This window comes from Calditrichia bacterium (genome assembly GCA_020634975.1).
Taxonomy (GTDB): domain Bacteria; phylum Calditrichota; class Calditrichia; order RBG-13-44-9; family J075; genus JACKAQ01.
In genome coordinates, this window is record JACKAQ010000001.1 from 2,953,825 (window position 1) to 2,966,524 (window position 12,700).

The 12,700-nt window shown below is 46.9% G+C and carries 8 protein-coding genes; 5 read left to right on the top strand and 3 right to left on the bottom strand.

Annotation, left to right across the window (positions count from 1 at the left end):
• Window positions 1–71: 71 nt before the first annotated feature.
• The 5 genes from H6629_12005 to H6629_12025 all read left to right on the top strand — a co-directional run bounded on the left by H6629_12005 (window position 72) and on the right by H6629_12025 (window position 7,733).
• The gene (locus H6629_12005; protein MCB9068517.1) at window positions 72–1,106 is read left to right on the top strand and encodes a PorV/PorQ family protein; all 1,035 of its coding nucleotides are present in this window, start codon (window positions 72–74) and stop codon (window positions 1,104–1,106) included.
• Window positions 1,107–1,420: 314 nt separating this feature from the next.
• A complete protein-coding gene (locus tag H6629_12010; protein MCB9068518.1) occupies window positions 1,421–2,689 on the top strand; it encodes a GWxTD domain-containing protein in 1,269 nt (422 codons plus the stop codon).
• 121 nt (window positions 2,690–2,810) lie between these two features.
• The gene (locus H6629_12015; GenBank protein MCB9068519.1) at window positions 2,811–3,926 is read left to right on the top strand and encodes a PQQ-binding-like beta-propeller repeat protein; all 1,116 of its coding nucleotides are present in this window, start codon (window positions 2,811–2,813) and stop codon (window positions 3,924–3,926) included.
• 16 nt (window positions 3,927–3,942) lie between these two features.
• The gene (locus H6629_12020) at window positions 3,943–5,637 is read left to right on the top strand and encodes a c-type cytochrome (GenBank protein ID MCB9068520.1); all 1,695 of its coding nucleotides are present in this window, start codon (window positions 3,943–3,945) and stop codon (window positions 5,635–5,637) included.
• Complete coding sequence (locus H6629_12025) at window positions 5,634–7,733, top strand: ammonia-forming cytochrome c nitrite reductase subunit c552 (GenBank protein ID MCB9068521.1); 2,100 nt, start codon at window positions 5,634–5,636, stop codon at window positions 7,731–7,733. Before H6629_12020 ends, H6629_12025 begins: the two co-directional genes overlap by 4 nt.
• Before the next feature lie 88 nt (window positions 7,734–7,821).
• On the opposite strand, the gene H6629_12030 is transcribed toward H6629_12025, so the two are convergent.
• The 3 genes from H6629_12030 to lon form a co-directional block, all read right to left on the bottom strand.
• Window positions 7,822–8,910 carry a hypothetical protein gene (locus H6629_12030; protein ID MCB9068522.1) on the bottom strand — a complete coding sequence of 363 codons (1,089 nt, stop codon included), beginning with the start codon at window positions 8,908–8,910 and terminating at the stop codon, window positions 7,822–7,824.
• 205 nt (window positions 8,911–9,115) lie between these two features.
• Window positions 9,116–10,045, bottom strand: a complete 930-nt coding sequence (locus H6629_12035; GenBank protein MCB9068523.1) for a J domain-containing protein — start codon at window positions 10,043–10,045, stop codon at window positions 9,116–9,118.
• Window positions 10,042–12,465: an endopeptidase La gene (lon, locus tag H6629_12040; GenBank protein ID MCB9068524.1), complete on the bottom strand. Its 2,424-nt coding sequence runs from the start codon at window positions 12,463–12,465 to the stop codon at window positions 10,042–10,044. The genes H6629_12035 and lon overlap by 4 nt, the downstream gene beginning before the upstream one ends.
• Window positions 12,466–12,700 lie beyond the last annotated feature (235 nt).

Below are 12,700 nucleotides of genomic sequence, written 5' to 3' on the forward strand. Positions count from 1 at the left end.
TGCATAATTTAAATCACTTAGAACGAAGCATTTTTAAAAACCTGTTATAGCAAATGATTAAAGGAGTAGATATGAAAACAAGAAAGATGATTAGCATCATTGCACTCGCAGTGACTGCCTTCTTCTTAGGGGTATCCCCGCTGTATGGCGGCGACCCTGCCCGGATCGGAACTGCTGGTGGCGATCAATTGCTCGTTCCGGTTGGCGCTCGTGATTTAGGAATGGGCGGCTCCAACGTGGCATTCTCGTCCGGCTTAGATGCTATCTATTGGAACCCGGCTGGTTTTTCTTCGCAGAAAAGCAATGCAATGGGTACTTTCTCAACAATGTCTGTTTTTAATGATGTCAACGTTAACTATCTTGCTTTGGGCTTCAACGCCGGCCGTATGGGCCATGTTGGATTCAGCATCAAAGCATTTGATTTCGGCGACATTCCATTAACAACAAATGAAGACTATAATGGCTCCTCCGGAGCAACGTTTTCGCCTTCATTTATGACAATGGCTGTTACCTATTCCCGTAAAGTAAACGATGCCATTCAGGTTGGTCTTACGGGTAAATTGGTAAACGAAAGCGTGCCGCGCGCCAGCGCCAGCGCATTCGCGTTTGATGTTGGTATTCAGTATCACGAACTGGGTGGTTTCAATGGCCTTTCCATGGGCTTGGTTGTAAAAAACATTGGAACCAACTTGCAGTATGGCGGTTCGGCGTTCCTGATCCAGCAATCCGGAACCGGTGCAGCAAGCTTTGTGGAAATCCCCACAGCTTCGCATCAGTTGCCGGCAAACATTGAGTTGGGTGTTGGCTATCGCCGTGATATCAACGAGCAAAACAGCATCGTTTTTAACGGCAATTTTGTCAGCAATAACTTCGGTAACGACGATTTCAAATTCGGTGCTGAATATTCTTATTCAGACCTGATTTTCCTGCGTGGCGGTTATTTGGCTACCCAGAAAATCGATTCCGAAGACCAGCTCTATCGCTTTACCCTTGGTGTTGGCCTGAATTACAACTACGGTGGCACCAACCTCGCGTTAGACTATGCCTTCCGCGATTCCCAGTATTTCGATGGCAACAACCTGTTCTCATTGACGGTTGGATTCTAATATCTGAAATACATTTTTTCTGCAAAAAGGCTGGCTTTTGCCAGCCTTTTTGTTTTTAGGGACAAACTGGAAATCCCATAATTGGGGTATGGAATATCTCATCAAAATTGTTTAAATTGGTGCATGGTTGAGCGAATCGACATTTTGATGCTTCTCTCAATCGGTTGGTTTAAGGCCTATTTTGAGGTGATGCATTGTATCCGAATTAAACAATTAATCGAGGTGTTCCGTTGAAAAAAATATTAACTAAATTAATTTTTACTTCTGTTATTATTGCACTGTTTTGCCAAATCGCTGTTGCCAAGGATGTTCGGATGTTTCTGGATTTTGCCCGCTTCCGCTACGATGAACATCACACATATCTCGAAATTTATTACATGCTCTATAATCTGGATCCCAATCAGGTGGGTACCCGCGAAGTCAATCTTGAATTCTATTTGCAAGATATCTCAAAAGATTCGTTATTGGCAAAAAATAACCTGAAAGTTACGATGGAACCACCATCGGCAACAGGAGAAAACGGAATTCAGGGGAGTGTGATAAAAACGGTTTTGCCGGAGGGGCGTTACAGCATCAAAATGGTCCGGATGTCGGATGATAAAATGACGGGTATCGACTCCTTATATCACGAAATTACGGCACCTACTTTCTCGAAAGAAAATAAAATCGTGTTAAGCGATATCGAATTGTGCTCCAATATTAAAACAGGCGCAGTAAATCGTAATGGGTTATTTTATAAAAATACGATGGAAGTTTACCCAAATCCGATGCGAATGTATAATGAAGAAACGCCACGCCTATTTTACTATCTCGAAATGTATAATTTGAAAAGTGAAGTTCCCGGCGCAAAAGTAGATGTCGAAATTGCCATTGCCGATACCGATGGCAAAATTATTACCAACAAACGCTACAGTAAAAATCAGACTCAGGAATCGGCCGTTGAAGTTGGCAGTTTTGATGTTTCTGATTACAAAAACGGATTATATACCCTTATTTACGCTGTCGTTGATAAAACATCGAATTATTCGGTTTACACCCGGGCAAATTTTTACATTATGAAACCCGGACAAACCGATCAGGAATTTCTGACCTTATTTCCGCAAAGCGAGTTTGCAACTGCATCGGAAGCCGAACTGGACGAAATGTTTGATCAGGCAGGGTATATTGCCAATAAAGAAGAAGTGCAAATTTATCAAAGCCTAGATACCGTTGAGTCCAAACGTATGTTCCTCTTCCGCTTTTGGGCGGACCGTGAGCAGGAAAGCCCCGGTTTACGGCACGAATATTACGCGCGTGTCGCATACGCAAATGATTTGTATGCATTTTCCACACTCGATGGCTGGGAATCGGATCGCGGCAGAATTTATGTTAAATATGGCGAGCCGAATCAGATCGACCGTCAACCCAATAGCAGGGAATATCGCCCCTACATCGTCTGGTTTTATCACAATCTGGATGGCGGTGCCAGATTCCTGTTTATTGACGAATCTGGTTTCGGCGATTACCGGCTGGTTAGTTCCACCCTTCGCGGTGAAATTTACGATGCCAGCTATGACGAATTACTGTTAAACTCTCAGCCGTAATTTATGTAACCTGTTGATTATTTTGTAAATCTGCGATACATTGAAAGTCCACCCAAAGCAGGCGCTTTCCGGTGGACTTTTTTTTGATCACTGAAACGGTAACGAAAAAGGGTAATCGTTTATGACAGTACAGCAGCAATTTGTTCGGTTTTTGGTAATTATCATTTCTGGTATAATAATCGTAAGTTGCGGTAGTTTCGATTCATCCAAAGAAACAATGTTCCGTAGCGATTTGCAAAATACGGGTGTCATTAAAAACCAATCCCCGATCAATAAACGCCCAAAGCTGAAATGGGAATTTAAAACGACCGACTGGATTTTTGCATCGCCGGTTATCGCAAATAATAAAATTTTGGTGCCGGTCACCAACGGTCAGTTTTTTGCGCTGGACATGAACAGCGAGAAATTATGGGAATATCGTGCGAATGGAACGTTGTATTCCACACCGGCAGTCGTTGACAATATGGTTTACATCGGAACGATGGAAGGTCGTATGATTTGTATTGACATCGAAAACGGACAGGAAATCTGGCAAACCGCAACAGAAGGTAAAGACGGTGTTTATGCCTCGCCCAAAGTTGTTGATAAAACAGTATATTATGCCAGTAGCGACGGCCATTATTATGCATTAAACCGGGAATCCGGCGAAGTTTTTTGGCGGGTCGATACCGGCGCAAAAATTTTCGGAACACCGGCAATCAGCGGTAACAATGCGTTTATCACCAACGAGGATGGCTGGTTATATTGTGTCGATCTGCTATCCGGCAAAGAAAAATGGAAAAAACAATTCTCCGGGAATATTTTGGGATCACCTGCGTTGACAGATACCCTGTTGGTTTTTGGCGGCATGAACGGCAGCATATATTGCCTCAGCCAAAATAGCGGCGAAACCGTTTGGCAGTTTGGCACCGGACACGCTGTTTCCACCGCTCCGGTGATCAGCAATGGCACGGTTTACATCGGCAGTTGGGACACGCATTTTTATGCCCTGAATTTGGAAACCGGTGCCCGGAAATGGCAATTTGAATGTGATGATCAGATTTTGGGCTCTGCCGCGCTGGTCGAAAATGTTCTCTATTTTGGTGATAAAGGCGGCAACGTATACGCGTTGGATGCCCGAAACGGATTGGAATATTGGCGATTTAAAGCGGAATTCAGCGTCTCCTGCACGCCGCTGGTTCACGATGGTGTGATTTATTTCGGAAGCCAGGATCGCAAGTTATACGCACTACAATAACCCGATGACACAAATTTTGAAATCAAATGTAATATGCAAACGGATCGCCGAATTTGTTGCGGCAACCTTTCTATGTTTCAGTAATGCACTGTTTGCATCGCCGCAAGTGCCGGACTCGCTGATCGCGGAACTGGGTTGCGCCGGCTGCCACGCCAATTTGCCTGCGACACATCTGACAGCGCAAATTCCGGATTTGAGCTTTGCCGGATTGCGATACCAACCCGCCTATTTGTTTGAATATCTGCAAAATCCTCAAAAAATACGGAAGCACATCGGGAATTCCCGAATGCCTGATTTTCACCTGCAACCCGATGAGGCATTGGCGCTAACCCTTTTTTTGAGCGAACAACAATTTGTACCGCAGAGCGCCGGTGAAATTCCCGAGACGCTCCAAAAATGGGAAAATCCGGCTGTCGAGATTTCGGAAATTGATCAAAAAATTCGCAGCGAATACGCCTGTTTGAGCTGCCACAGTTTCAACGGTGCAGGTGAACAGATTTCCGTAGATTTGGCAACTATCGGTTACCGGCTAAAACCGGAATTTGTGCAACAATATCTCGCATCGCCGGCGGTTTTTGGCATTGCCGCAGCGGTGATGCCGCCCCAGTTTTTTGCGCCGGAAAATGCGTTCGAACCGCGTTATCCCGATGCTGCCACCCGCGTTCAGAATCTGACTGCATTTCTGATGGCAACTGGAAAAGAGCAGCGCAGCAAAATGGAGCAGGTTTTTGCTGCCGCAAAAGAAAAATTTCCGGCGGCAACGGTTGCGACCGGCGAAACTATTTTCCGGTCACAACAGTGCGTTGGCTGCCATAACCATTCGCAAATTTCTGCAGCAAATCGGCAATTAGCGCCGGATTTAACGGGACTTGGCGATCGGGTTCAACCGGAATGGCTGAAAGAATATCTGAAAAAATCGCACGCGATCCGCCCGTTCGGATACCAGCCGGGGAGCGGCAGCCGAATGCCGGATTTCCGGTTGACAGATGCGGAAGCCGAAACCATCGCAGCGTATTTGCTGACCGTAAAATCGTCCCGAAGATTGCCGGAAATCCCTTTTGAAATCACGCCGCTTTCGGGATTTTCGATGAATAAAACCACCCAATTGCTGAATGAAAAATTGCCCTGCATCGGTTGCCACACGATTGGCGAAACGGGCGGGAAAATCGGGCCAAACCTGAATTCAGTAAATTTGCGATTGATGCCCGATTACCTCTGGGCAATTATTTCCGATCCGCAGGCCGTGCTGCCTCACAACCACATGCCCAAAATTCCCATGCCGGAAAGCTGGCGTGAGAATATTTTTAAGTTTTTGCATCAACAAAGTAATGCCGCAACAACAACCGAAGCTACGTACTTATCACTGGTCAACCACCCGGTTACGCTGCCCGGTGAAAATAAAAATACGGCTGAGCTGTACGCTCAAATGTGTGGCATCTGCCACGGCGAAACCGGCGATGGCAACGGCTACAACGCCCGCTATTTGCCCGTTTCACCCACGGCTCACAGCGATTCAGCCTATATGTCCACCCGGCAGGATGCCGCATTGTATGATGGCATCGCCGCCGGCGGATTTGTAATGAACCGTAGCCACGCCATGCCGCCATTTCTGGAAACGTTAACCAAAGCGCAAATTGCCGATTTAGTGAAATATATGCGTAAGCTATGCAATTGCGAAGCGCCGAGCTGGTCGCGGGATGGCAGCCGATGAAAACAAATTTGAGAAGGCAACCGCTGATCTGGGTAAGTTTTGTTTTTGCGATGAGTTTTTTTTCCATTGTTTTCTCTGGCTGTGGTGGCGAAAACAGCGATAAACCAATCAAATTTCCGGCGGTAAAACCCTACTCGTCAACCGAAATTGCCAGAGAAGATTTTGTGGGTGCCGCAGTTTGCGGCGGTTGCCATGAAGCGCAATATCTTGAATGGAAGGAATCAACCCACGGAAAAGCCGGCGGTGAGCCGGATGCAGTGAAAATTATCGCCAAATTTGACGGGCAACCCCTCCGGTTTAAAGATGCGACAGTCACTCCGCTAAAACGCGACGGTAAATATTTTTTTGCGATCGAGCCGAACGGACAGCCAACATTTGAAATTCCGGTAGTTGCTGTAGTGGGGGGCGGGCACATGGTTGGCGGCGGCACACAAACATTTTTTGTGCAGGCGCCGGATGGCACAATGCGATTTTTGCCGTTCGATTTTAGTCGACATCGCGGCATCTGGTTTGCGCAACTCCGCGATAATTTGCACTGGATGCCCATTTCTGAAAATATCGCGCTGACCGATTTGGCAAATTGGCCGCCCCACCGCATGTTGGGCTCGCTGGAAAATTATTCGAACTGCCAAAATTGTCACGCCAGTCAGGTGACCGTTGCGCTGAATGCGGAAACGCAGCGCTACGAAACGGAATACACCAGTCTCAGCATCAACTGCGAATCGTGCCACGGTCCGGGAAAACAGCATGTGATACTGATGAATCAGCCCGGACATGAAACATTTGAAAATATTGGACTTAACTCGCTCGCCACGCTGAGCAAAGATGCCTCGCTGGAGCTGTGTTTTCGCTGTCACGCCATCAAAGATGAACTGCAACCGGGTTACATCGACGGCAAACCGTTGGAAGATTATTTCTCGCTGAAATTGCCGTTGCTGGCGGAGGAGCAGCACACCGTTGACGGGCGCGTGATCGGGTTCAGTTATCAGGAAAACCACCTGTTCAGCGATTGCTACATCAACGGATCGATGACTTGCGTGGATTGCCACTCGCCGCATTCGCTGAATTATCGCGATAATTTCGGCAAACCGCTGGCCAGCCGCTTCGATGACGGTCAGTGTACCGGTTGCCATCCGAGTTACATCGATTCGCCGGAGCACACCAAACATCCCATGAATTCCGATGGCAGCCGCTGCGTGCATTGCCACATGCCGTATTTGCAGGAAAAAGGGGTCGGTAGCGAAATTCCATACGCGCGTTCGGATCACACCATCGCCATTCCACGTCCAGCGTTTGATGCATCGATAGGGCTGGAAAACGCCTGCCAGAAATGCCATCAAAATATGTCGATAGATCAGTTGGAAGCAAAAACCCGCGAATGGTATGGCGATCTGAAACCTCGGAACGCAGTGGTGCAGGCGTTTATTGATGCGCTGAACATCCGCGATCACAAAACAGCCGCAGATCTGCTGTTGCAGCCCGATGCGCGGCACCCGATTGCCCAGGTGCGCTCGCTGTTTGTCTATATTCGCCGCTTTTTGCGTGCCCAAATGAGCAATGGTGATCCGGTTGTGATTGACAAATTGCGCCAGCTTGCCCACAGCACCGATGTCGATTTGAAAGCGTTTTCGTTGATGGCGCTGCATTTTGGATATGGCAATAATCTGGATGTGAGGCAATTTTTGCACGATCAGCTTGCCGCGCTCGGTGCGCAGGATTTCCCGGTTCGGCGGCGCTGGGTGTTGGGGTTGGATTATCTGGGGACGCAATATTTTCTGAACAACGATTTGCAGAGTGCAATTGTGTGCTACCAAAAAGCATTGGACATTCAGCCGGATGAGTATTTTGTTCTGCTGAATCTGGCGCAGGTGTTTCGGCAATTGCCCAATATTTCCGCTGCTGCTGAATGCTATGAAAAGCTGATTGAACTGAAGCCGCAATCGATATCGCTGTATCTGGAATTGAGCGATGTGTATTTGCAAAACGGGCAAGCTCAACAAGCGCGGGAAACCGTCGAAAACGGTTTGCGAATCTCCCCGGATAACCCGGATTTACAACAGCAACTCACCCGAATTGAACGGCAACTGTCCAATTAAATGTGTTTGAAAATATGTCAGTAAATAAAAAAGGGCGAAAAAAATCGCCCTTTTTTATTGCGTAATTATTTGTTTGTATGGTGTTTATCTAAAATCCATACATCAGTGTCGCGTTAAATGTGTTGGTATCCGAGAAGTTGTAATCTGTAAAAATGTTTACCCCAAAAAGGTTTAAACCCAATCCCAAAACAAACCGGGATTTGTTATCGCCTTCCAGCTCAATTGAAATCGGAAATGTATTTCCCGGAGAGGGTTCGTAATCGTAACTAATATCCATATTCGATTTTTCGATGAGGAATCCGGCGTATGGCGTTACGCTGGCAGCAAAAGTGCCGAAGGTTTTGCTGGCATTCAAGCCAAAAGCCGTTGTGGTGACATCCAGAATACCAGTGCCGATTTCCAGTGTCTGGGTAAAAAACGAGAGTGAAAGATCGACCGGTAATTGAGCGTTTAGCAAAGCAGCTGGATTGTGCTGAATGCCGAAACCAAAATACGCCAGTTCACCCACTTCTTCATTAATTTTAATGTTGGGCAGCCAGCGAAATGTCGCCTGTGTGCCATAAAATGTCCCAATACTTAGTTGTGGCACAACCGTCGGGAAAATGCCGGGATCATTTAAAACACCGCGAACATCTTCTAAATTGATGGTTTGTTCAGGCACTGTAAACGTTTGCCCTTGCACAGTAACTTGCTGCTCGGGATATCGAATGACCAAAAAATCATCTTCGCTGCCAAAAACAGTGGGGCTGGTAATTTCGTTTTTCAAATCAATATCACCGGACATCAGTCCATTTTTGATCTCATTTTGCAACGCAGTATTTGAAGTTATGGACTGTGCAACAGATGTTGCGCTCGATTCGCTGAGCGGAAAAAAGATATCGATCAATTGAAACACCTGTTCATCCGAATCGATAAATGCGCCTGCACCAACCAATCCGAATCGGATGTCCAATCCTTTAATTTTGTTTTCGGGTGCCAAATTTATCCAACCGGTATTGAGATTTGCACCAACAGCGTTGGTTAATGGTTGTATAAATTTTTTCAGCGGATCTTCTGGTAACGATTCTATTGTGTCCTCAACATCTTGTGCGAAAATTGGTTGCACAACCAGTAAGGCGAAAAATACAATACTCAAAAACCGTGCAATCTCATTCATTCGAGTAGAGAAATTATCCATAAATCAGACTCCCTTAGTTGGTTAAATTGTGTTGAAAAATGATGTTAAAGATAAATCACATTTTAAGGAAAATGACATTTTTCTTAAAAATTTACATTTTTTAACTGTTGCAAAACCAGAAAGAGCGTGCTATTACCCGCTCTTTCTGAAGTAATAATGGCGTTTGATTAAAAAAATTAAAACGTGGGTCAAGTGAGGAAATGTATTAAATCAATCCGAGTTTTTTTGCCCAAGATTTAAATTCCCGTTTTTGTCCCATGGACAGGTTGGGTGGCACATCAATTTCGATGCGAACGTAGTGGTTGCCCTCTTTGCCTTCCGCTTTAATACCCATATTCGGCAAACGGAAAACTTTGCCGCTGCTGGTTCCCGGTGGAATTTTCAGCTTTACTTTTTTCCCGGAAACGGTATTTGCAAAAACTTCTGTGCCTAACACAGCCTCTGCAATATTGATATATACATTGGAATAAATATCAAATCCACGCCGCTCGAATTCCGCATGTGCGGCAACTTTGATTGTTAAATACAAATCGCCGGGCTCGCCGCTATTTGGCGATGGCGCGCCCTGTCCGCGCAGCCGGATTTTTTTCCCGTCTTCTGCGCCTTCCGGGATTTTGATTTTGATACGTTTGCCGCTGCCGGTTTTGATTACGGTTTCGCCGCCGTTTACCGCCATTTCGAACGGAACGGTGATGGTCGATTCCATATCTGCGCCGCGCGCGACTTTCTGGCGTTGGGTTCGGGTAAACCGGTCATCGAAACCGCCGCCGCTAAAGGGATTATCTTCGGGGCTGTCACCAAATAAATTGCTGAAAATATCATGCAAATTACCGGAGAAACCGCCCCCAAAAGGATTTTGACCGGGTTCGCCACGCCGGGAATTTCCGCCAAAATTGAATCCGTCGCTCGAAAAGCCATGGCGGCGCATCATGTCATATTTTTGGCGTTTTTCCGCGTCACCCAAAACGCTGTACGCTTCGCTGATCATCTTGAACTTTTCTTCGGCGGCTTTGTTGCCACCCTGCGAATCCGGATGGTGTTGTTTCGCCAACCGGCGATACGCCTGCTTTATCTCATCCTGAGAAGCCGTTTCGCTTACGCCAAGCACCTTGTAATAATCCCTTTGGGCACTCATGCCTGAACCTCCTGCGCCACACCCGTATGAATAATTTCCGGATCGTTCCAGCTTTCAATGACAGAATCCGGTTTGAAATTGATGGAAGCACCATCGATGGCAATCTTCCGCACTTCGTTCATGTTTTTGACGAGAATAAAGGTCATTTCTTTCATCACGGTTTCCGGAATTTCTTCCAGATCGGCGCGATTTCGTTCCGGTAAAATAATTTTTTTGATGCCGGCACGATGCGCTGCCAGCACTTTTTCTTTGATGCCGCCAACCGGCAGCACTTTCCCGCGAAGGCTGATTTCGCCGGTCATGGCGATGTCGTTGCCGACGCGTTTGCCTTTCAGCAGCGAGAGCAGCGCCGTAAACAGTGTGATTCCGGCAGATGGACCATCTTTGGGAATTGCGCCCGCGGGCACGTGAATATGGATGTCGTATTTATCGTGAAAATCCGCTTCGATATCGAAATCTTCCGTGCGGGCACGAATGTAACTCAGCGCCGCCTGCGCCGATTCTTTCATCACATCGCCCAGTTGTCCGGTGAGCACCAGCTTGCCTTTGCCGGGCATTTTGTGCGCTTCGATAAACAAAATCGCACCGCCGGAGGGCGTCCATGAAAGCCCGGTTGCAATGCCGGGTTCGTCAATGCGCTCGGCAACTTCGCTGTAAAATTTTTCGGCACCGAGATACCGTTGTACATCGCCGTCGTCCACAGTTGCGGAAGTAGCAGTGCCTGCAGCGACATCTTTCGCAATACCGCGACAAATACCGGCAATTTTGCGCTCCAGATTCCGGACGCCGGCTTCGCGGGTATGCCCGGAAATCACCGTGCGGATAGCGTCATCGGTAATGGTCACTGATTCTTCGCTCAAACCGTGTTCTTTAATTTGTTTCGGCAACAAAAAGCGTTTGGCGATTTCGACCTTTTCTTGCTCGATGTAACTGGGAATTTCGATGACTTCCATCCGGTCGCGCAGTGCCGGAATGATGGTTTCCTGCATGTTCGCGGTGGCGATAAACATCACTTTTGTCAGGTCGAACGGCACTTCCAGATAGTGGTCGCTGAATGTGTGATTTTGTTCGGGATCGAGCACTTCCAGCAACGCGGCAGAAGGATCGCCCCGGAAATCCGAACCCACTTTGTCGATTTCATCCAGCATGAACACCGGATTATTGGTTCCTGCGCGTTTAATGCCCTGGATAATGCGTCCCGGTAACGCCCCGATGTAGGTTCGGCGATGCCCGCGAATTTCCGCTTCGTCACGGATGCCGCCCAGCGACAGCCGCACAAATTTCCGCCCGAGCGAATCGGCAATCGAACGTCCCAACGATGTTTTTCCGACGCCGGGAGGGCCGACAAAACAGAGAATCGGACCGCGCATATCGTTTTTCAATTTGCGCACCGCGAGGTATTCCAGAATCCGTTTTTTGACATTTTCCAAACCAAAATGGTCGGATTCCAGTTGTTCGTTTACCAATTTGATATCGAGATTATCTTCCGAGCTCACAAACCACGGCAGGTCCAGCAACCAGTCCAGATATGTCCGGGCAACCGTATATTCAGCCGAAGCCGGATGCATGCGGGACAGGCGATCCATTTCTTTTTCCGCAACTTTGCGGGCTTCATCGGGCATTTTTATTTCTTCCAATCGTTTGCGCAATTCGCTCACGTCGGAGGAATCATCAAATTCACCCAGCTCTTTCTGGATGGCTTTCAGCTGCTGGCGCAGATACATTTCCCGCTGTCCGCGATTGATTTCGTCTTGCACATCCGACTGAATTTTTTTGCCCAATTCTAGTGTTTGCAAATACCGATTGAAAAAAGTGGTGACCTTTTTCAGTCGTTCTTCCAGATTTACAATTTCCAGAATTTGTTGTTTTTGCTCAACTTGCACATTGGAAAACGCAATAATCAAATCGCTCACAATTCCCGGTTCGTGCAAATTCGCGATCATCGCCTGATGTTCGGTAGTTATTTCCGGCGCCAGATCCGATGCCCGTTGAAACTGGTTTTTCAGGTTGGTCGCCATCGCTTCGATGTTCAGTTCATCTTCGGGAACGATGTCGTCCAGCGCTTCAATTTCCGCTGCAAAAAACGGCTCTGTTTCCGTGTAACGGGTAATTTTAAACCGGATCAGCCCCTGAATGAAAGCGCTTTTGCTGCCGTCCGGCAGATCAATAACTTTCAGAACCCTGGCGATGGTGCCTATTTTGTATAAATCTTCTTTGTTCGGATCGTCGATGGTGCCATCGCGTTGGGCAACCACGCCGATCAGCGAATCTTCCCGAACGGCATATTCTATCAATCGCAGCGATTTCGGACGGCCAATCGCCAGCGGGATAAATTGATGCGGGAAAAATACCGTGTTTCGTACCGAAATAATCGGCAGCACTTCCGGTATTTCACCTTTTGTAATCTTTTTGATATTCATGGACATAATCAGATGTATCCTTTCATTAATATTTTATTATCTCAAAAATCGTTCATATTGTCAGTCTTGTTTCGCAACCATTTATAAGTCACAAAAATAGTGCCAAATGCCAAAACAGATTTAATTTATTGTATTTAATAAAGTTATGAAAAACACTGCTTCGGAGACTGATCTGTCAAAATGTCTGTCATCGTATATCAATATGACAAAAATTAGGTTTTCTCTGAAACGTCTG

Bases quoted from the DNA above. Each gene is read 5' to 3' on its own strand.
- H6629_12005 (MCB9068517.1), top strand. From the start codon at position 72: ATGAAAACAAGAAAGATGATTAGCATCATTGCACTCGCAGTGACTGCC.
- H6629_12010 (MCB9068518.1), top strand. From the start codon at position 1,421: ATGTTTCTGGATTTTGCCCGCTTCCGCTACGATGAACATCACACATAT.
- H6629_12015 (MCB9068519.1), top strand. From the start codon at position 2,811: ATGACAGTACAGCAGCAATTTGTTCGGTTTTTGGTAATTATCATTTCT.
- H6629_12025 (MCB9068521.1), top strand. From the start codon at position 5,634: ATGAAAACAAATTTGAGAAGGCAACCGCTGATCTGGGTAAGTTTTGTT.
- H6629_12030 (MCB9068522.1), bottom strand. From the start codon at position 8,910: ATGGATAATTTCTCTACTCGAATGAATGAGATTGCACGGTTTTTGAGT.
- H6629_12035 (MCB9068523.1), bottom strand. From the start codon at position 10,045: ATGAGTGCCCAAAGGGATTATTACAAGGTGCTTGGCGTAAGCGAAACG.
- lon (MCB9068524.1), bottom strand. From the start codon at position 12,465: ATGAATATCAAAAAGATTACAAAAGGTGAAATACCGGAAGTGCTGCCG.